Origin of the sequence: Micromonospora kangleipakensis (genome assembly GCF_004217615.1) — a bacterium.
Classification (GTDB): domain Bacteria; phylum Actinomycetota; class Actinomycetes; order Mycobacteriales; family Micromonosporaceae; genus Micromonospora; species Micromonospora kangleipakensis.
The window spans coordinates 5957209-5975962 of sequence record NZ_SHLD01000001.1; the positions used below are offsets into that span (position 1 = coordinate 5957209).

The window sequence follows — 18754 nt, forward strand, 5'->3', positions numbered from 1 at the left end:
GGACCGACGTCGTCCTCAGGTCGCCTGCTCGTCCCCGGTGTTCGGCCCGCTCTCGGGCCCGCGCGTCACCCCGCCGAGCAGCCGTGCCGCGTCGGTCCGGCCGCGTCGGGTGCCGCTCTGGTAGGAGCTCATCATCCGGCGCACCTGCTCCGGCGGCCGTACCGCGTCGTCGTCCTCGTCAGCGTCCGAAGGGGACGGTTCGTCACGCAGCTCCGGCACGATGCTCGCCTGCCGTACCCGCACCGGCAGCCCGGAGTCGGTCCGGGCGGGTTCCGCCGGGCCGGCGGCCCCGTCCGGCGCGGCGTCGGCCGCCGGGGCGACGGCACCGTCCCCGGTGGACCGTCCGACCGTCACCGGCAGGCCGGCCGGGAAGGTCGGATCGTCCAGCCCCGGCTGCCCGGTCCGCCGCCGGGTCGGCAGCCCCGTCTCCGTAACCGGCGGCTCGTCCGGCGCGGCCACCGCTTCGCGGTCGGGTACCGGGTCCGTGCCGGCCGGCACGTCGTCCGCGGCGTCCTCCCGGTGCCCGGCGTCCGGCGTGGTCGGCCGGGTCGGCTCGGCCAGCGCCACCGGGGTGGTGGGCTGCTCGCCGGCCGGCTCGGACCGTCCGCTCCCGGCGCCCGCCATGAGTGGCCGACCGGTCCCCGTGCCGGCCCGGAACCCGCCGGAGGTGGTCGGATCGGGGCCGTCGTCGGTGACCAGGTCGAGCGGGATGAGCACCACCGCCGTCGTCCCGCCGTACGCGGACTCCTTGAGCTGCACCCGCACGCCGTGCCGGCCGGTGAGCCGGCTGACCACGTAGAGGCCGAGCCGGGCGGCGTTGGCCAGGTTCAGTTCGGACCGGTCGACGATCCGGTGGTTGGCGGCGGCGAGGTCCTCCTCGTTCATGCCGAGGCCCCGGTCCTCGATCTCGATGGCGAACCCGTTGGCCACCACCTGGCCGCGCACCTCGACGGTGGTGTGCGGGGGCGAGAACGACAGTCCGTTCTCGATCAGCTCGGCCAGCAGGTGGATGACGTCACCGACGGCCCGGCCGGCGAGCGACACCGGGCCCAGCGGCAGCACGTTCACCCGGGTGTAGTCCTCGACCTCGGCCACCGCGCCGCGGACCACGTCGACCATCGGCACGTTGCGGCGCCAGGCCCGGCCCGGGGTGGAGCCGGAGAGGACGATCAGGTTCTCGGCGTTGCGCCGCATCCGGGTGGCCAGGTGGTCCACCCGGAACAGGTCCTCCAGCTCCTCGGCGTCGTGCTCGCGGCGTTCCATCGCGTCGAGCAGGGTGAGCTGGCGGTGCACCAGGGCCTGGGTGCGCCGGGCCAGGCTGAGGAACACCTCGCGGACGCTGCGGCGCAGCTCGGCCTGCTCGACGGCGGTCCGGATCGCGGTCTCCTGCACGACGTTGAAGGCCTTGCCCACCTGACCGATCTCGTCGTCGCCGAACTGCAACGGGGGCGCCTCCCGATCGACGTCGACCTCCTCGCCCCGGCCGAGCCGCTCCACCACGCCGGGCAACCGCTCGTTCGCCAGCCGGAACGCGGCCTCACGCAGCCGTTCGAGCTGCTGGACCAACGCGCGGGCGGTGGTGATCGACACCACGATGGACGCGATGACGGCGAGCAGGCCGAGGCCGGCCGCCAGCACCATCCGGACGATGACGCCGACCGCGACCGGCGTTGCCCGCTGCACCACGTCGTCGCCGCCGGCGAGCACCACCTGACCGATCTCGCTGAGCGCGGACCCGATCGTGCCCTCCCAGGCGGCGGCGGTCACCGGCACCCTGTTGTCGGCGCCCTGCATGACCCGGCTCTCCAGGCCGGCCAGCCGGACGTACGTCGGACCGGCCAGCATCCGCTCGTAGCGGTCCTGATCGGCGGCCGGGAGCCGGACGATGGACTGGCCGGCGGTGAACCGTCGGGCACCCACCACCTGGGCGAACTGCGCCTGCTCGGCGGGGGTGATCCGGCCGGCCGCCAGCACGCCGGCGAGCAGCGCGTCCTCCTGGGACAGCAACTCACGGGCCCGGTTCAGGCCGATCAGCGCAGCAGTGTCCTCGGCCACCTGCTCGTCGTCGAGGTTGCCCAGCGCGTCGTAGACCCGGTAGATCCCCTCAATCAGCCCGGTGAAGGCGGCACCCGCGCCTGCCCGGTCGATGCTCTTGCTGTCGACGGCGGCCCGGGTCGCGGGGAGCTCACCCAGCCCGGTGATCAGCTCGTCGATCCGCTGGTTCAGCTTGTCCGCGCCGAAGAGACCGACCTGCCAGGTCCCCGTGGACTCCGCGAACTCCGTGGTCAACTGGTCGGTGCGCTGCCGTACCTGCGCCAGCTCGGACTGCCGTTCGTCGCCGGAGCGGCCGAGGTAGCTCAGCGACGTCCGGCGCTCCAGCTGAAGCTGGAGCAGCAGTGGCTCCGTGGGATCGAAGACCCTGCTGTCCAGCGCCTGCACGCCGAGCAGGTTGATCCCGTCCCGTACGGTCACCCACGCGGTGAAGGACCAGAGCGCGACCAGGGAAGCGAGCAGGGCGACAACCTTGGTACGCAGGTTCGAACTGCGGAAACGCATTACACCGTCCCTGGCGTGGCCCGTGCGGATCGAGAGTCGGCGTGCCGCGACCTACACGCATCGACCCCGGCGCACGCTAGCAGTGTCGCGGATGTCACTCAAGCGTTCCTGATCATGACGATAGTGTCCGGCGGCCGGTCGGCGCCGGCCCGACCAGCTCAGGCCGGGCGGCGGCGAGATGCTGAGCGGCGACGACGGCCGAGCGGACGATGAGGACCGGAGCATAGAGGTCCTTGTCGTGCCACAGTGGTGGGTCGTCCTGCCGGCCGGCCGTCGCGGACAGGTAGGCCACGCCCCGCCGGGCCGACTCGGCCACCCCGGGCCGCACCGGCCGGCTGACGCCGAGCAGCACGTGCAGCGCGTACGCGGTCTCCTCCCGGCTGCCCGACCAGCGGCCCCACGACCCGTCGGCGCGTTGGGTGCCGACCACCCAGTCGACGGCCCGGTCCACCGCCTCCGCCGCGACCGCGGCTGGGGCGTACCGGTCCAGCGCCATGACCACGCACGAGGTGGCGTAGTACGGCGAGGCGTGCCAGCGGTCGCACCAGCGGCCGTCAGGGTGCTGCTGCTCCCGCAGCCAGCGGGCGAGGCGGAGCAGTCGACGGGCCTCCGGATCACCGTCGGCGGTGCTCCGGCCAGCGTGCCAGCCGAGCGCCTCGAGCACGTGCGCGTTGGTGGTGACCGACCGGCCATCCTCCCCCGGCCAGGTGCAGAAGTGACCGTCCTGCTCGTAGCGAATCAGGCTGGCCGGGTGCACCGGATGGCCGGCCCGGGCGAGGGCGTACAGCGTGACGGAGGTGGTGTCGGCGTCGGCCGGCAGCCCGGGTCCGGTCGGCGTGCCCTCCGGCCCGAGCGCCGCGGTCAGCTCGGCGACCAGGCTGGGCGCCGGACGGGCGCGCAGGCCCGCCCGGGCCAGGTTGGCCAGCACCCAGGACCGCTCGAAGACGGAGATCGGGGTGCAGCAGGGCACCGGCCCGTCGTGCCGCCGGACCGCGTCCTCCAGGTAGGCCAGGCTCGGTTCGGTCGTGCCGCCCGGCTCGCCGAGCCAGGCGGCCGTGGCCGCGGGCGACGCGCCGACCGCGCCCGCGACCGGTACGACGTCCGCGCGGCGCCGCGCGGCGGGCCCCAGCACCTCCAGGGCGTGCAGCAACTTCTGCGGCACGGGTCGACCGGTGGCGAGCAGTCCCCGCAGGGCGTCCAACCGCCGGCGGTCCATGCCGGCGGGCAGCGACAGGGGCGCCGTCGTGGGCAGCCACCGGGAGTCTGGCTGGTCGTCGAGGCTGTGCAGGTGCCCGTTCACCGCCTCGACGAGGGTCGGCACGATCAGGTCGGCGGCGGGGGTGTCCGGCACCGACATCCGCCGGGTGGTACCGAGCCAACCCGAGAGCGCGGCCACGCCACGCCCGGCGGCGGCGCGCAGCTCGTCCCGGGGCACCCCGGCCGGTCGGCCGGCGGCGAGGGTGCTCAGCAGGGCCTCGACCGCGCTCAGCGTGGGCACCAGTGCGTACCCCTCCGGCGCGCCCCAGCCGCCGTCGGTGCGCTGACAGTCGAGCAGGTAGCGCAGCCGCCGGTCGTGGCCGGGCAGCCGGGGCGCGAGGGTGACCAGCCGGCCGGTCTCGTACACCGAGGGGGTGAGCTGCCCGGCGGGCTGCCGGAGCAGGTCGGTGAGCACGCCGTCCGCCGCGCTGCGGTCCGGCGGGTCAGCAAGGGCGGGGCGGCTGTCGTCCTGGCGGGCGTCGACCCACGGCATGCTGGTCACAGTGCTCCCCAGAAGTCGGCGGAGCGGTAGAACCCGCTGCTGAAGCCGATCTGCCGGGCCAGGTAGCGGGCCTGCTCGGGGCAGCTCCGCTCCAGCGGTGCCAGCAGCTCCCCCGCCCGCGCGACCAGCTCGTCAATGCGGCGTTCCACCTGGCTCCGGTCGACCAGCAGCAGGGCGTTGAGGTCCCCCCATCGCAGGTCCCGCTCGTACGTGCCCAGATCGTTGACGAGGCGCAGGATGCGCTGGACCTCGGCGCTGGCCTCGATGAGCGGGTCGAGGTGAGCGAGGGTGTCCGGGTCGCCGGAGTAGATCCAATGGGCGACGTTGACCACGGTGCAGGCCAGGTTGTCGGCGTTGTCCAGGTAGTCGTCGAGGCTCGGCAGCGCGGCCGGGGCGCCGTCCACACCGGAGGCCTGCTTCCAGTCCCACTCCCGGGCCATGGCGTCGAGCACCTTGCGCAGCTCGGCCCGCCAGACGGGACGCAGATCGGGGAACGCCGCGACGGTGGCCAGCTCGTCGCGCAACTCCGCCAGGAGGCGGCCGAGCGGGTCGTCCGGGGCCGGTACGCCGCCGTCGGCCACCGCCAGGCAGCGGGCCGCGATCCGGTCGATCTCCGTACGGGAGGTGGCGACGTAGTCCACGAGCCAGTCCAGCGCGAAACACCAGAGCACGGCGCGGTTGGTGACCCGCAGCCGCGCGGCATCGCACCAGGGCGCGCCGAAGGCGATCGCCGCGGCGACGTTGCCGAACAGCGCCGCGTCGAACGGCCGGGCCGGGAAGAGTTCCGGGTACCCGGCCGCCAACTCGGCGAGGTCGCGTTGCCCCCGCGCCGCCAGGGCCCAGGTCCGGCCCTGCTCGGCCGCGACCCGCATCTGTTCCGAGACCACGTCGGTCAGCTGGGCGGACGGGATCAATTGGTCCCGCCCAGGGCCGGCTCGAGCGTTACCTCCACCCGCTGCCGGGGGCGCAGCGCCGCGGCGACCTTGATCCCGGGCAGCTCCGGCCGGCGCAGCCGGAAGCGGTAGCGGCGCAGCACGGTGGCCACGATCAGCAGCGCCTCCAGGTAGAACAGGTGCATACCGAGGCACTGGTGCGGGCCCCCGCCGAACGGGAAGTGCGCGTACCGGTGCCGGCCTCGAACCCGCTCCGGGGCGAACCGGTCGGGGTCGAAGACCTCCGGCCGGTCCCAGAACATCGACATCCGGTGGGTGATCAGCGGACTGACCACGATGGTCGACCCGGCGGGAATCCGGACGCCGCCCACCACGTCCTCTTCGACCGCCAGCCGCGGGAAGAGCCAGCCGATCGGATAGAGCCGCAGCAACTCGTCCAGGACCTGCCGGGTGTACCGCAGCTCCTTGAGGTGGGCGCCGCGGATCGGCCCGTCGCCGATCACGCGGTCGATCTCCTCGTTCAGCTGGGCGGCGACCTGCGGAGCCGCCTCGAGGTGCGGCCAGAGCCAGGTGAGGACGCTGATGGTGGTCTCGGTGGTGGTGGCGACCATGGCCACGGTGTCGTTGCGGACCTGCCACTCATCGAGCCGGCGGCCATCGGGCGTACGACCGCGCCAGAGCGTCGCGATGACGTCGTCGCCGTCCGCCTCGGCGGTCTCCCGAGAGGCCCGGACGATGGGCAGTAGCAGGTCGTCGATGGTCTGGACGGCCCGACGGAAGCTCCGGTCACCGGGCATCGGCACGGCCAGCGGGGCCCACGGTACGGCGATGCGGGGCATCACCGACCAGGCGATGACGTCCTGCGCCTCCATGATCCGCATGGCGTCGGGCACTGAGATCTTGTCGGCGAAGAAGACCTGCATGATGGCCCGGCAGACGATCCGGGCCTGCTCGACGCCCATGTCGACCGGGCTTCCGGAGCGGGCCGACGCGTCCAGCTCGGCGACCGCGCCGGCGATCACCTCGGCCAGGGTGTCCACCAGCGAGTCGATCCGCCGCGCGGTGAAGAGGGGTTGCAGGATGTGGCGGCTGTCCGTCCAGTGTCGTCCGTCGCTCAGGATCCCCTCGCCGAACAGCCGCTTGAGCGGTCGCCACTGGAGCCCGTCCCCGGCGCGCACGTAGTTGTCGGACCGCTCACGCAGCACCCGTTGCAGGTGCTCGGGGTGGGTGACCAGGAAGGGCCGGAACGAGCCGAGGTTGAGCCGGACGACCTCTCCCCGGGACCGCTCGCCGCATTCCACGAGCGCCCGGGCCGGATCCCGGAGCAGGCCGGGCAGAATTCGACGTAACGGCATCGAGTCCGCTCGCCGGGTACCGGCCTGCGTGGCTGCTGCTTCCACCTGCTGCGGACCCCCTTCAGACAACCGCTTGTCGTCGGACGACTGTGCCGAGTCACGGTCCGGGGAAGCATGACACCGCCCGAGCAAATTTCTCTAGACGGTGAATGAAGAATTTTCACGGTGGAAAGTCTCACAGTCCATACAGGATCCCGACAGGACAGCTCAGCGGCGCAACTCCCTGCGGTACCGCCACTCGCCACCGACCACTCGGTAGCCCAGTCGGCGGTTGACGGCCAGCATCGCCTCGTTGTTGGCGTCGTTGCTGGTCACCGCGTGCCGATAGCCGGCGTGCCGCGCCCGGCGCAGGGCTGTCAGCTTGACCGGCCGCGCGAGGCCCACGCCGCGGTACGCGCGCCGGGTGCCGGTCATGCCCGACTGGTAGCGGTCCCGCCCGTCGGTCAGCGCGAAGCTGAACGCCACCACCACGTCATCCACCAGCGCCACCGAGGTCAGTGAGCGGTCCAGGTCCGGCCGGCCCCAGTAGGCGGCTTGCCAGTCGTCGTAGGAGATCTCGTCCATCCCCACCTCGCCGGGCTCGTCCCGCGAGACGTCGAGGTCCGCCTCGTAGAGAGCCCTCGGGTCGGCCAGCTCCGCCGCCGAGGCGAGCCGGACCCCGGACGGCGCCGGGACCCGCGGCAGCTCGGCCGCGGCCAGGTCGAGGTGGAGCAGCCGGGCCAGCCGGCCGCGCCGGTAGCCGCGCCGCTCGGCCAGGGCGGTCGCCGCCGGATCGTCGGCCACCTTGGCGTACGCGGTCAGCACGCCCAACCCGGCGAGCCGCTCCTCGGCGGCGGAAAGCAGCGCCGCGCCGGCGCCCCGGCGGCGGCGATCCGGGTGCACAGCGACGTTGGCGAAGCCCAGCCCCGGCTCCGCACTCTCGTGGAGCAGCCCGGTCCGCGCCACCCCCAGCAGCTCCCCGGCGGACTCGGCGACGAGCAGGGCATGGCGCTCGGCCGCCGGCGCCGAGGTGGCCTGCCAGCCGAGCAGCTCCGGCGTGACCACCTGGTACGGCGCGCCGGCCCGGAGCACCTCCGCGGCGGCGCGGGCGTCGGCGGACCGGAAGGCACGGATGACGACGGTCATTGCCGGCAACCTACCCTTCCGCCACCACGGCCGAGCACCCCGCCACGGACACCGCCGGACGTCGACGCCGCCCGGTTCGGGGCGTGCCGGCGGGGAGAACGTGGGCGTGTCCGGACGGCCTGTGCCAGGCTCAGGGGCATGGACGACAAGACCATCCTGAACCGGATCTCCGAACTGGTCGACGAGGAGCACCGGCTGCGCTCGGCCGCGCAGGAGCACGAGTCCGGCACCGATGACGAGGCCAAGGAACGGCTTCGGGCGCTGGAGGAATCCCTCGACCAGTGCTGGGACCTGCTGCGCCGCCGCCGGGCGGCCCGGCAGGCGCACGGCGACCCGGACGCCCAGGGCGAGCGCCCGGTTCCGGAGGTGGAGCGCTACCTCCAGTGAACCCGGGTCCCGGGCGGGTCGCCCCGCCCGGGACCCGGCCCGCTCAGCGGATGCCCGCCTCGCGCAGCAGCAGCTCGGTCAGCGCGGCCGGGTCGGCATCCGGGGCGGGCAGGCCCCGCGCGGCGAACCACGCGCCGACCACCCGGACGTCCCGGGTGAGGAACTCCGGCCCCTGCGGGTTGGCCACCACGTCGACCACCTGCGGCAGGTCGATCATGACCAGCCGCCCCCGGTGCACCAGCAGGTTGTACGGCGAGAGGTCGCCGTGCGCGTACCCGGCGCGAGCGAGCACGACCAGCGCGTCGACGAGCTGCTCCCACAGGTCGCGCAGCTCGGCCGGTTCGGGCCGGAGCTGAGCCAGCCGCGGCGCGGCCTGCCCCTCGGCGGCGTCCCCGACGAACTCCAGCATCAGCTCGGTGCCGAGCAACTGCACCGGGTACGGCACGGCGATCCGCCCGGACTCGGCGCCGATCTCCCAGAGCCGGGCCAGCGCCGCGAACTCGGCCGCCGCCCACTGCCCGGCGATCATCTGCCGGCCGAACGCGGTCCGCCCGGCCATCGCCCGGTTCTCCCGGGACCGGCGGACCCGCCGCCCCTCCAGGTAGCCGGCGTCCCGGTGGAAGAGCCGGTGCTGGGCGTCCCGGTAGCGTTTCGCCGCCAACAGGCAGGACCGGCCGGTCTCCGGCACGGCCCGGCGGACCAGGTGGACGTCTGCCTCCTTGCCGGTCTTGAGCACGCCGAGTTCGGTGTCCCGCGCGGCCAGCTCGGTGACCAGCCACTCGGGGTGCGGCTCCGGCCCGTGCACGGCCCCGTCCCAGGAGGACCAGGGATCCTCGGGGTCGGCCTCGTCGTCGGGCTCGGTCAGGGCCGGCTCGGCGGGCCGGCCGTGCTTCAGGTAATACGGTTCGTCGTCGTCGAAGCGGCTCTTGCCGCGGCCACGGCGCTCGCGCGCCGGGAGGTCGTGTTCAGGCACGGGTTCGGTGATCCCTTGGTCGAGGCTGGTGAGGGCAGGTGGAACGACCCTGCAAAGACGGCCATTACCGACCTCCTCTCCTCGACCGGGCACCGCCCGGCTGCGCCTGCGCGCGGCTCCCATGCTCACCGCCGGGCCGCCGCCGGGTCAACCGATTAACCGGGCCCCGGCGGGGACGCGCGCCGGCTCAGCCGGCGAGCACGGTGGCCACCGCGGCGATCAGCCCGTCCACCGTGCGGGTGGGCGCGAACCGGGTGTCCGACCAGGTCCGGCCGCGGTGCAGCCAGACGCTCGGCAGGCCGACCGCGGCGGCCCCGCCGATGTCCGCCTCCGGGCTGTCCCCGACCACCCAGGCGCCGCGCAGCGGCATCCGCGCGCGCTGGGCGGCGAGGGCGAAGATCCTCGGGTTGGGCTTGCTGACCCCGGCCTCCTCGGAGATCACCCAGTCGGCGACGTACCGGTCCAGACCGGTGCGGCGGATCTTCGCGTCCTGCTGGCGTACCGCGCCGTTGCTGACCACCACCGGCACCCAGCCCGCGTCGTCGGCGATCCGCAGCGCGCAGGCGACCAGCGGATCCAGCCGGGTGTTCGCCACCACCCCGTCGTGCAGCTCGTCGACCAGGTCGATGGAGGGGATGCGCAACCCGTACCGGTTCCGGATGGCGTCCGCGACGTCCCACCGGTCGGTAAGTCCGTCGGCGTCGACGGAGAGCAGCCAGTCGATGTCGACGGCCGGCGCGCCGACGCTGTCCAGGAAGCGCTCTCCCCACGTACGGAACGCCCCGGCCCGGTCGAGCAGGGTGTTGTCCAGGTCCAGCAGGAGCAGCGGCACTCGCGCACCCTACGGGACCGAGGTGCACGGCCGACAGGGGCCGGGCGACCCTGCGCCGTCGGTCAGCCGGCCAGCACCGTTCGGGGCAGCCCCTGGTCGGCAGGGCGGTCGGCGAGCATGGTGTGCGCCGCCCGGGTGGCCGCGAGCGCCCCGGGGTCGAGGGTCGCGACCAGCACGTCCTCCTCCGCGTCGGCGCCGCGGGCGAGCGGCCGGCCCTCCGGGTCGTACACCGCCGCTCCGCCGTTGAATCGCCACGGGTCGGCGCCGCCGACGGCGTTGGCGAAGACGACGTACATCGTGTTGTCCAGGGCGCGGGCGGCGTAGTAGAGGTCGCGCCGGTGCGCCGAGCCGGCCAGGTAGCCGCTGGGGCAGAGGTAGCCGTGCGCGCCGTCGGCGGCGGCGGCCCGGCCGTGCTCGGGGAAGCATCCGTCGTAGCAGATGCCGAGCCCGAGCCGCCAGCCGTCGACCAGCAGCGTGGCGCCGCGCCGGCCGGCGTCGAACAGGTCGCGCTCGCCGCCCCAGAGCTGCTGCTTGTCGTACGCCGACCGGGCGACGCCGGCGGCGTCGACGACGAGCGAGGAGATGGTCCGCCGCCCGTCGGGGTGCCGGACGGCCGCGCCCACCACCACGGTGGCGCCGCCGTCCCGGGCGGCCCCGCGCAGCGGATCGAGCCGCGGATCGTCGACCAGACCGTCCGGGCCGGCGGCCACGTCGGTGCCGGCCGGGTCGGCGGCCAGGGTCGGTGGGTGGTACGCCGGCAGGAACAGCTCCGACAGCACGACGATCCGGGCGCCGGCCGCCCGGCCGACCAGCCGGGCGGCGGTGGCGGCGTTTCCGGCGACGTCGCCGGGGACCGGCTCGGCCTGGACGGCCGCCACGGTCAGCGGGTGCTCGGGGAGGGGGGTGGGCGGCGTCATGGGGCGATCCTAACCGGACCGCCGAGGCCGGAGGTTTCCGGCGAAACCCACTCCCAAGCCGTACGTACGGTTTGCATCGGCTCGGGGCACCTGACACGATCGTCCCGTGCCCAGAGTAAGTCAGGTCCAGCTCGACGCGCGCCGGCAGGAGATCCTCGCCGCCGCGCGGGCGTGTTTCGCCCGGCACGGATACGAGGGCGCCACCGTCCGCCGGCTGGAGGAGGCCACCGGGCTGTCCCGGGGCGCCATCTTCCACCACTTCCGCGACAAGGACTCGCTCTTCCTGGCCGTCGCCGAGGACGACGCCGCCGTCATGGTCGAGACGGTGGCCCGCAACGGCCTGGTCCAGGTCATGCGGGACCTGCTCGCCCGGGCGGTCTCCCCGGACACCACCGGCTGGCTGGGCAGCCAGCTGGAGGTCTCCCGGCGGCTGCGTACCGACCCGGCCTTCGCCCGGCGCTGGGCGGAACGGTCGGCGGCCATCGCCGAGGCCACCCGGGAACGCCTGGTCCGCCAGCGGGAGGCCGGGGTGCTCCGCGAGGACGTGCCGATCGACGTGCTGGCCCAGTTCCTGGAGCTGGCCTACGACGGGCTGGTGCTGCACCTGGCGATGGGGCGCCCGGCCGGAGACCTGGGGCCGGTGCTGGACCTGGTCGAGGAGGCGGTCCGCCGCCGCTGACCGCCCGGCTCCGCCCGCGGCGCCGGATCTCGGTCCGGTAACTCGGCCCGCGGGCGGGATCAGCCCTGGCGGGCCTGCTCCACAATGGGGGCCTGCGTTCCCCTCGGGCGACAGGAGCAGAGCATGTCCGTCCTCGCCGCACCGGGCGACACCTGGGGCATCCCCGGCCCGGTATTCCTGCGCTGGTACCTCCTGGCCGTGGCCGTGGTGCTCGTCGGCACCCTGGTCCACCGCTTCCGCGCCCTGGCCGGTACGCCCACGGTCGGCGACGGGCAACTCGGACCGCAGCAGGTCGCGTACCTCAACGGGGGCGACCAGCTCGCGGTCTGGACCGCGCTCGGCGGGCTGCGGCGCAGCGGCGTGGTGGGCGTGCGACCCGACCGGCGGCTCACCACCGGCGCCTCGATGCCGGCCGGGGTCACCCCGCTCGACCAGGCGATCTACAACGCCGCCGGCCGGCACGTCTTCGCCCGGGAGCTGCGCCGCGACGAGTGGGTGACCCGCGCGCTCGACCAGCTCCGCGACGGCCTCCAGGAGCGCGGCCTGGCGCTCGGCCCGGCCCGGCGGGCCGCCGTCCGACGCGGCCCGATGCTGCTCGCCGCCCTCCTCGTGCTCGGCGGGATCCGGCTCTTCGTGGGGCTGTCGAACGGCCGGCCGGCCGGCTTCCTGATGCTCACCCTGGTCCCCCTCTTCGTCGCCTTCCTGCTGCTCGGCCGGGTGCCCTGGCGGACCCGCGCGGCCGACCGGGCGCTGCGCGAGCTGCGTCGCCGGCACACCCACCTGGCGCCCGCCTCGGCGCCCGCGTACGCCACCTACGGACCGTCCGACACGGCGATGGGGGTGGCGCTCTTCGGCACCGCCACCATCTGGACGATGGACCCGGGCTTCGCCGAGCAGGCCGAGATCCAGCGCCAGGCGCTCTCCGGCACGTCCGGCGCGAGCAGCTCGTGCGGCGGCGGCAGCTCCTGTGGCGGTGGCAGCTCCTGCGGGGGCGGCGGCGGCTGCGGCGGCGGGGGCGGGTGCGGCGGATGACCGGGCCGTCCGGGGTGGGCATCGGCTGGCGGCCCGAGATCGCCGGTTTCGTGGCCGACCTGCCGGGGCTGCGCTTCGTCGAGGTGGTCGCCGAGACGGTCGCCCCGGCCGGGCCGCCGCCGCCCGGCCTCGCCGAGCTGCGCGGGCGCGGGGTCACCGTCGTACCGCACGGAGTGAAGCTCTCCCTCGGCGGCACCGAGCCGGTCGATCCGGCCCGGGTGGCCCACCTCGCCTCGGTGGCCGCGCTGGTCGACGCGCCGCTGGTGAGCGAGCACATCGCGTTCGTCCGGGCCGGCGGGCTGGAGGCCGGGCACCTGCTGCCGCTGCCGCGCAGCCGGGAGGCGGTCGCCGCGGTGGTGGCGAACGTCCGGCGGGCGCAGGCCGAGCTGCCGGTGCCGATCGCGCTGGAGCCGATCGCCGCGCTCTTCGACTGGCCGGACGACGAGCTGGACGAGGCGGCCTTCCTGACGGAGATCCTCGACGCCACCGGGGCCCTGCTGCTGCTCGACGTCGCCAACGTGCACGCCAACGCCCGCAACCGGGGCAGGGACCCGCTCGCGCTGCTCGACCGGCTGCCGCTGGACCGGGTCGCCTACGCGCACGTGGCGGGCGGCGCCGAGCAGGGTGGCTTCTACCACGACACGCACACCGACCCGATCCCCGCGGAGGTGCTCGACCTGGTCGGCGAGCTCTGCGCCCGCCGCCGGCCGCCGGCCCTGCTGCTGGAGCGGGACGGGCGCTACCCGCCCGCGGCGGAGCTGCGCGGCGAGCTGGACGCGCTCGCCACCGCCGCCGGCTTCCCGGTGGTCACGTGACCGGCCCCGACACCGCGTCGGGCGCGGCGGTCACCCCCGCGACGGCGGTCACCGGCGCGGCCGACGACCGCCGCCCCGGGCCGCCCGTCCGCGCTCCGATCGGGGGGCCGCCGACCGGCGGTGCCGGCCCGGCCGGCGACCTGGCGACGCGGCAGGCGGAGCTGGTCGCGACGCTGGTCGCGGGCGGACCGCTGCCGTCCGGCTTCGCCCCGGCGCCGGTCGACGCCGCGCGTCGCGCGCTGCTGGGCAAGCGCGGCGGCGACGTGGCCCGGCACTGGCCGCTGCTCGCCGCCGGCCTCGGCGCCACCTGGCCGGCGACCTTCGCCGACTGGGCGGCGGGCCGCCCCACGAACGGGTCGCTGCGCGACGGCTGGGACCTGGCCCGGGAGCTGCGCGACCGCGGCACGCTGCCGGCGCTCGGCGCGGAGGAGCTGGCCACCCGCGAGGCCGTCACCCGCTACGACGGCCGCGGCGGCCCCCGGCCGCGCCGGCTCCCGGCCGTGGGCCGGGCCGGCGGTGCCGTCGTGGTGCAGCTCGCCGGTCGGGTACGCCTGCTGCGCCCCGCCCGTCGCTGACCCGGTTCGCGCGGTCCTCCCGGGTACGGCAGGATCGACCCCATGGATCTCGGACTGGCCGGCCGGGTGTACGTGCTCACCGGCGCCTCCCGTGGCCTCGGCTTCGCCACCGCCGAACAGCTCGTCGCGGACGGCGCCCGGGTGGTGATCTCGGCGCGCGCCCCGGAGCAGGTGGCCGCGGCGGTCGAGGCGCTCGGCGGCCCGGAGCGGGCGATCGGGCTGACCGCCGACCTGAGCGACCCGGAGACGTCGCAGCGGCTGGTCGCCGCCGCCCGGGAGCAGTTCGGCCGCCTCGACGGGGCGCTGGTCTCGGTGGGCGGGCCGCCCCGGGGCACCGCCGCCCAGGTGACCGACGAGCAGTGGCGGGAGTCCTTCGAGACGGTCTTCCTGGGCAGCGTCCGCGCCGCCCGGACGGTCGCCGCCGCGCTCACCGACGGCGGCGCGATCGGCCTGGTGCTCTCCACCTCGGCCCGGGAGCCGCTGCCCGGCCTCGGCATCTCCAACGGCCTGCGCCCCGGCCTGGCCGGGGTGGCCAAGGACATCGCCGACGAGTACGGCCCGCGCGGCGTCCGCGTGGTCGGCCTGCTGCCGGGGCGGATCATGACGGACCGGAACCGGGAACTCTTCGCCGCCACCGGGGACGCCGAGCGGGCCCTGGCCGAGGCGCAGGCCGGCATCCCGCTGCGCCGGATCGGCGAGCCGGCGGAGTTCGGCCGGGTCGCCGCCTTCCTGCTCTCCCCCGCCGCCGGCTACGTCACCGGGATCACCGTGCCGGTCGACGGCGGCGCGCTGCGCGGCCTGTGACGGCAGACCGGTGACGGGCGGGCGCAGGGCGGCGCGGGGACCGGCCGACGGCGACCCGGCGACGCCCGACGACCGCCGCACGACGCCGGCGCACGGCGGCCCCGCGGAGGCGTCCGGCGGGCGTCGGCGGGCACGTGGTCCGCTCCTGGGCGGTGCGGCGACGGCTCCGTCCGTCACCTGCCGTCCACGGCCGACGCGGGAGGAGTTGGCGGCCGCCGCCGACCGCACCATCCCGGATCTGATCGCACCCGGGCTGGACGTGCTCTTCGTGGGGATCAACCCGGGGCTCTGGTCGGCCGCCACCGGCTGCCACTTCGCCCGGCCGGGCAACCGGTTCTGGCCGGCGCTGCACCGCGGCGGCTTCACCCCGCGCCAGCTGCACCCCGGTGAGCAGGGCGAGCTGCTCGGCTGGGGGCTCGGCATCACCAACATGGTGGCCCGGGCCAGCGCCCGGGCCGACGAGCTGACCGCCGAGGAGCTGCTGGCCGGCGCGGACATCCTCGCCGGGAAGGTCGAGCGGTACCGGCCACGGTGGGTGGCGGTGGTCGGGGTGACCGCGTACCGGATCGGCTTCGCCCGGCCGAAGGCGACCTTCGGCCCGCAGCCCGAGCTGCTCGGCGGGGCGCGGCTCTGGGTGCTGCCCAACCCGAGCGGTCTGAACGCGCACTTCACCCCGGAGACGCTCGGTGCCGCCTTCGGCGAGCTGCGCGCGGCGACGACCGCCGGCTGATCGCCGGTGGCCGTCGCCGCCGGGTCAGTTCGCCGCGGCCGGCGGCATCGCCTCGTCGGCCACATACGTCGCCATCGGCATGGTGATCACCGGCTCGGGGCCGGTGGCGTCGACGTACGGGGTGGGCGAGTCGGCGACCGCGAACTGGGTGCGGTACAGCTCGGCGTAGAGGCCGCCGACGGCGACCAGCTCGTCGTGCCGGCCCCGCTCCACGATTCGCCCCTCGTCCAGCACGAGGATCTGATCGGCGGCCCGGACGGTGGAGAGCCGGTGCGCGATCACCAGCGCGGTACGCCCGGTCAGGGCCACCGACAGCGCCCGCTGCACGGCCGCCTCGCTCTCCGAGTCCAGGTGGGCGGTGGCCTCGTCGAGGATCACGATCGACGGCGCCTTGAGCAGCAGCCGGGCGATCGCGATGCGCTGCTTCTCGCCGCCGGAGAAGCGGTAGCCCCGCTCCCCGACCGTGGTCTCCAGCCCGTCGGGCAGGGCGCGGACCAGGTCGGCGATCTGCGCGCCGGCGAGCGCGGCCCAGATCTCGTCGTCGGTGGCGTCCGGCTTGGCGTAGCGCAGGTTCTCCGCGATGGTCTCGTGGAACAGGTGCGAGTCCTGGGTGACCACGCCGATCTCGTCGCGCAGCGAGGCGAGGGTGGCGTCCCGGACGTCGACCCCGCCGACCAGCACTTGGCCGTCGCTGACGTCGTAGATCCGGGAGATCAGCATGGAGAGCGTCGACTTGCCGGCGCCGGAGGGGCCGACCAGGGCGACCATCTGCCCGGGCTCCACGGTGAACGAGACGCCCTTGAGCACCGGCTCGTTGATCGTCCGGTCCAGGGTGGCGACCTCCTCCAGGGAGGCCAGCGACACCTCGGCCGCGCTCGGGTAGCGGAACCGTACGTCGCGGAACTCCACCCGGCCGTTGCCCCGGGGCACCGGCACGGCGTCCGGCTTCTCCTCGATGCCGGGGCGCAGGTCGAGCACCTCGAAGACCCGGTCGAAGGAGACCAGCGCGCTCATCACGTCCACCCGGACGTTGGAGAGCGCGGTCAGCGGCCCGTAGAGGCGGGTGAGCAGCAGCGCGAGGGTGACGACGGTGCCGGCGCTGACCCCACCGGTGACCGCCAGCCAGCCGCCGAGCCCGTAGGTGAGCGCCTGGGCCAGGGATGCCACCAGCAGCATCGCGACGAAGAAGGTCCGCGAGTACATGGCGGACTGGATGCCGATGTCGCGGACCCGCTCGGCCCGGCCGGCGAAGCGGCGCGCCTCCAGCTCGGGCGAGCCGAAGAGCTTGACCAGCAGCGCCCCGGCCACGCCGAACCGCTCGGTCATCGTCGCGTTCATCTTGGCATCGAGGTTGTACGACTCGCGGGTGATCTCGGCGAGCCGCTTGCCGACCCGGCGGGCCGGGATGATGAAGATCGGCAGCAGGATCAGCGAGAGCGTGGTGATCTGCCAGGACAGGGTGAACATCACGCCGGCGGTGAGCACCAGCTGGATGACGTTGCTGACCACGCCGGACAGGGTCGAGGTGAAGGCCCGCTGGGCCCCCAGCACGTCGTTGTTGAGCCGGCTGACCAGAGCGCCGGTCTGCGTCCGGGTGAAGAACTGCAACGGCATCCGCTGCACGTGGTCGTAGACCCGGGTGCGCAGGTCGAGGATGATCCCCTCGCCGATCCGGGCGGAGTACCAGCGCTGGGCCAGGGAGAAGAGCGCGTCGGCGACGGCCAGCACGGCGATGACCACGGCGAGCCGGACGACCACCGAGCCGGCCTCGGCGCCGCCGCGGTTGATCGCGTTGATCACGTCACCGGCGAGCACCGGGGTCGCCACCCCGATGACCGCGGCGATCACCACGGTGACCAGGAAGACCACAATGTCGCGCCGGTACGGCTGGGCGAAGGCGACGATCCGCTTGGCGGTGCCGCGCTTGAGCTGGTGCGCGGTCACCTCATCCTGGCTGCGCATCGACCGGAGCATGCTCCAGCCCGCCATGCCCCCGCCGTGCATCGGACTGGACACTCGTCACCTCCGGGTCGTGGGCAGCCTGGACCGTCGGGTCAATTCTCCCGACGACTACGACAACCTCGCGAGTAACCCGGATCTTCCCTAACGGTCCTTACTATTCTCCCCGCCCGGCGAGGTCACGCAGGCGGCGGGTCTGCGCCTCCCGCTCGGCACGCTGCTGCTCGGCGTGGGTACGACCACCGGCGCCGGCGACCAGCGCCTTGATCTCGACCACCGCGTCCCGGTTGCCGGCCAGCAGGCCGGCGGTCAGATCCCGCACCGCGCCGTCCAGCTCGGCGGTCGGCACGACGAGGTTGGCGAGCCCGATCCGGTCGGCCTCGGCGGCGTCCATCCGGCGGCCGGTGGCGCAGATCTCCAGCGCGCGGGCGTAGCCGACCAGCTCCACCAGGCGCTTCGTGCCGGCGAGGTCGGGGACGAGACCGAGGGTCACCTCGGCCATGGAGAGCTTGGCGTCCTCGGCGAGCACCCGCAGGTCGCAGGCGAGGGCGAGCTGGAAGCCGGCACCGATGGCGTGCCCCTGCACGGCGGCCACCGAGATCACGTCGGGGCGGTGCAGCCAGGTGAAACCGGCCTGGAACTCGGCGATCCGGTCGGCGCACTCCTGCTCGGGCAGGGTGGACAGCTCGGCGAAGGAGCCGGGCCCGGAGGCGCCGGCCACCGACAGGTCGAGGCCGGCGGAGAAGGCCCGCCCCTCGCCGCGGACGACGACGACGCGGACGTCGCCGGGCAGCTCCCGGGAGAAGTCGCTCATCGCGCGCCACATCGCCGGGGTCTGGGCGTTGAGCACGTCGGGCCGGCACAACGTCACCGTCGCGACCGGCCCGTCGCAGTCGAGTCGCACCCCGGTCGTCTCGGCGGTCACCGGACTGCCCGGGGCACGGCGCTGATGGACGACGCTGGCGGGCGGGTCACGCCTTCTTGCGGCGCCGGGCGCCGCCGCGCTGCCGCAGCTGCACCCCGGACTCGGTGAGCACCCGGTGGATGAACCCGTAGGAACGGCCGGTCGAGGCCGCCAGCGCACGGATGCTCTCCCCAGAGGTGTACCGCTTTACCAGGTCCTTGGCGAGCGTCTGACGCTCGGCCCCGACGATCCGGCGACCCTTCTCAGTGCTGGTGGCTGTGCCAGTGGCTGCCATGCTGATTCCTCACGTCCCAGACTGTGCGGTTCGGATACGGTCCCACCTATTAGACCGCCTCGAACGATCATGCGCCAGATATCAACTCTTCGCCAACCGACACGCTATGCAATGTCAGCTTCCCGATAGAGTGATCCTTCTGACCGGCTGACACCGCGCCGCCC

The 18754-nt window shown here is 74.6% G+C and carries 18 protein-coding genes; 7 read left to right on the forward strand and 11 right to left on the reverse strand.

All coding sequences use genetic code 11. The annotated features are described in order from the left end of the window. Window positions 1-15: 15 nt before the first annotated feature. The 5 genes from EV384_RS28435 to EV384_RS28455 form a co-directional block, all read right to left on the reverse strand. Window positions 16-2556: a sensor histidine kinase gene (locus tag EV384_RS28435; RefSeq protein ID WP_130338084.1), complete on the reverse strand. Its 2541-nt coding sequence runs from the start codon at window positions 2554-2556 to the stop codon at window positions 16-18. A gap of 112 nt (window positions 2557-2668) precedes the next feature. After that, on the reverse strand, window positions 2669-4306 hold the full coding sequence (locus EV384_RS28440) for a prenyltransferase/squalene oxidase repeat-containing protein (protein ID WP_130338086.1): 1638 nt from the start codon (window positions 4304-4306) through the stop codon (window positions 2669-2671). A gap of 5 nt (window positions 4307-4311) precedes the next feature. Continuing rightward, window positions 4312-5187: a terpene synthase family protein gene (locus EV384_RS28445; protein ID WP_130340874.1), complete on the reverse strand. Its 876-nt coding sequence runs from the start codon at window positions 5185-5187 to the stop codon at window positions 4312-4314. A gap of 38 nt (window positions 5188-5225) precedes the next feature. Continuing rightward, on the reverse strand, window positions 5226-6563 hold the full coding sequence (locus EV384_RS28450; RefSeq protein WP_130338088.1) for a cytochrome P450: 1338 nt from the start codon (window positions 6561-6563) through the stop codon (window positions 5226-5228). A gap of 207 nt (window positions 6564-6770) precedes the next feature. Beyond that, window positions 6771-7688, reverse strand: coding sequence for a GNAT family N-acetyltransferase (locus tag EV384_RS28455; protein ID WP_130338090.1), 918 nt, complete (start codon window positions 7686-7688; stop codon window positions 6771-6773). 138 nt (window positions 7689-7826) lie between these two features. Between EV384_RS28455 and EV384_RS28460 the strand changes: the two genes are divergently transcribed. Continuing rightward, a complete protein-coding gene (locus tag EV384_RS28460; protein ID WP_130338092.1) occupies window positions 7827-8075 on the forward strand; it encodes a DUF2630 family protein in 249 nt (82 codons plus the stop codon). Between the two features lie 43 nt (window positions 8076-8118). On the opposite strand, the gene EV384_RS28465 is transcribed toward EV384_RS28460, so the two are convergent. The 3 genes from EV384_RS28465 to EV384_RS28475 all read right to left on the reverse strand — a co-directional run bounded on the left by EV384_RS28465 (window position 8119) and on the right by EV384_RS28475 (window position 10797). Further along, entirely contained in the window at window positions 8119-9048 is a 930-nt protein-coding gene (locus EV384_RS28465; RefSeq protein ID WP_130338094.1) for a serine protein kinase RIO, read from the reverse strand. A 187-nt stretch (window positions 9049-9235) separates the two neighbouring features. Further along, window positions 9236-9880, reverse strand: coding sequence for an HAD family hydrolase (locus EV384_RS28470; RefSeq protein WP_130338096.1), 645 nt, complete (start codon window positions 9878-9880; stop codon window positions 9236-9238). 62 nt (window positions 9881-9942) lie between these two features. Then, window positions 9943-10797, reverse strand: coding sequence for a carbon-nitrogen hydrolase family protein (locus EV384_RS28475; protein ID WP_130338098.1), 855 nt, complete (start codon window positions 10795-10797; stop codon window positions 9943-9945). Window positions 10798-10903: 106 nt separating this feature from the next. Here EV384_RS28475 and EV384_RS28480 point away from each other — a divergent pair, with 106 nt between their 5' ends. The 6 genes from EV384_RS28480 to mug all read left to right on the forward strand — a co-directional run bounded on the left by EV384_RS28480 (window position 10904) and on the right by mug (window position 15432). After that, window positions 10904-11476: a TetR/AcrR family transcriptional regulator gene (locus tag EV384_RS28480; RefSeq protein ID WP_130338100.1), complete on the forward strand. Its 573-nt coding sequence runs from the start codon at window positions 10904-10906 to the stop codon at window positions 11474-11476. 123 nt (window positions 11477-11599) lie between these two features. Then, window positions 11600-12508, forward strand: coding sequence for a TIGR04222 domain-containing membrane protein (locus tag EV384_RS28485; RefSeq protein ID WP_130338102.1), 909 nt, complete (start codon window positions 11600-11602; stop codon window positions 12506-12508). Next, the gene (locus EV384_RS28490) at window positions 12505-13323 is read left to right on the forward strand and encodes an MbnB/TglH/ChrH family RiPP precursor modification enzyme (RefSeq protein ID WP_130338104.1); all 819 of its coding nucleotides are present in this window, start codon (window positions 12505-12507) and stop codon (window positions 13321-13323) included. Before EV384_RS28485 ends, EV384_RS28490 begins: the two co-directional genes overlap by 4 nt. A 98-nt stretch (window positions 13324-13421) precedes the next feature. Continuing rightward, window positions 13422-13898 (forward strand): SCO6045 C-terminal-like domain-containing protein, encoded by a 477-nt coding sequence (locus tag EV384_RS28495; protein WP_130340875.1) that lies wholly within the window; start codon window positions 13422-13424, stop codon window positions 13896-13898. Window positions 13899-13940: 42 nt separating this feature from the next. Then, window positions 13941-14702 (forward strand): SDR family oxidoreductase, encoded by a 762-nt coding sequence (locus EV384_RS28500; protein WP_130338106.1) that lies wholly within the window; start codon window positions 13941-13943, stop codon window positions 14700-14702. Between the two features lie 145 nt (window positions 14703-14847). After that, the gene (gene mug, locus EV384_RS28505) at window positions 14848-15432 is read left to right on the forward strand and encodes a G/U mismatch-specific DNA glycosylase (protein ID WP_130340876.1); all 585 of its coding nucleotides are present in this window, start codon (window positions 14848-14850) and stop codon (window positions 15430-15432) included. Window positions 15433-15456: 24 nt separating this feature from the next. Here mug and EV384_RS28510 read toward each other — a convergent pair whose 3' ends face one another. The 3 genes from EV384_RS28510 to EV384_RS28520 all read right to left on the reverse strand — a co-directional run bounded on the left by EV384_RS28510 (window position 15457) and on the right by EV384_RS28520 (window position 18590). Then, a complete protein-coding gene (locus tag EV384_RS28510; protein ID WP_130340877.1) occupies window positions 15457-17436 on the reverse strand; it encodes an ABC transporter ATP-binding protein in 1980 nt (659 codons plus the stop codon). A gap of 112 nt (window positions 17437-17548) precedes the next feature. Beyond that, window positions 17549-18316, reverse strand: coding sequence for an enoyl-CoA hydratase/isomerase family protein (locus EV384_RS28515; protein ID WP_130338108.1), 768 nt, complete (start codon window positions 18314-18316; stop codon window positions 17549-17551). Between the two features lie 46 nt (window positions 18317-18362). Beyond that, a complete protein-coding gene (locus EV384_RS28520; protein WP_007462679.1) occupies window positions 18363-18590 on the reverse strand; it encodes a helix-turn-helix domain-containing protein in 228 nt (75 codons plus the stop codon). Between the last annotated feature and the right edge of the window lie 164 nt (window positions 18591-18754).

Bases quoted from the DNA above. Each gene is read 5' to 3' on its own strand.
- EV384_RS28435 (WP_130338084.1), bottom strand. From the start codon at position 2,556: ATGCGTTTCCGCAGTTCGAACCTGCGTACCAAGGTTGTCGCCCTGCTC.
- EV384_RS28440 (WP_130338086.1), bottom strand. From the start codon at position 4,306: ATGCCGTGGGTCGACGCCCGCCAGGACGACAGCCGCCCCGCCCTTGCT.
- EV384_RS28445 (WP_130340874.1), bottom strand. From the start codon at position 5,187: ATGCGGGTCGCGGCCGAGCAGGGCCGGACCTGGGCCCTGGCGGCGCGG.
- EV384_RS28450 (WP_130338088.1), bottom strand. From the start codon at position 6,563: ATGCCGTTACGTCGAATTCTGCCCGGCCTGCTCCGGGATCCGGCCCGG.
- EV384_RS28455 (WP_130338090.1), bottom strand. From the start codon at position 7,688: ATGACCGTCGTCATCCGTGCCTTCCGGTCCGCCGACGCCCGCGCCGCC.
- EV384_RS28460 (WP_130338092.1), top strand. From the start codon at position 7,827: ATGGACGACAAGACCATCCTGAACCGGATCTCCGAACTGGTCGACGAG.
- EV384_RS28475 (WP_130338098.1), bottom strand. From the start codon at position 10,797: ATGACGCCGCCCACCCCCCTCCCCGAGCACCCGCTGACCGTGGCGGCC.
- EV384_RS28485 (WP_130338102.1), top strand. From the start codon at position 11,600: ATGTCCGTCCTCGCCGCACCGGGCGACACCTGGGGCATCCCCGGCCCG.
- EV384_RS28490 (WP_130338104.1), top strand. From the start codon at position 12,505: ATGACCGGGCCGTCCGGGGTGGGCATCGGCTGGCGGCCCGAGATCGCC.
- EV384_RS28500 (WP_130338106.1), top strand. From the start codon at position 13,941: ATGGATCTCGGACTGGCCGGCCGGGTGTACGTGCTCACCGGCGCCTCC.
- EV384_RS28510 (WP_130340877.1), bottom strand. From the start codon at position 17,436: ATGCACGGCGGGGGCATGGCGGGCTGGAGCATGCTCCGGTCGATGCGC.
- EV384_RS28520 (WP_007462679.1), bottom strand. From the start codon at position 18,590: ATGGCAGCCACTGGCACAGCCACCAGCACTGAGAAGGGTCGCCGGATC.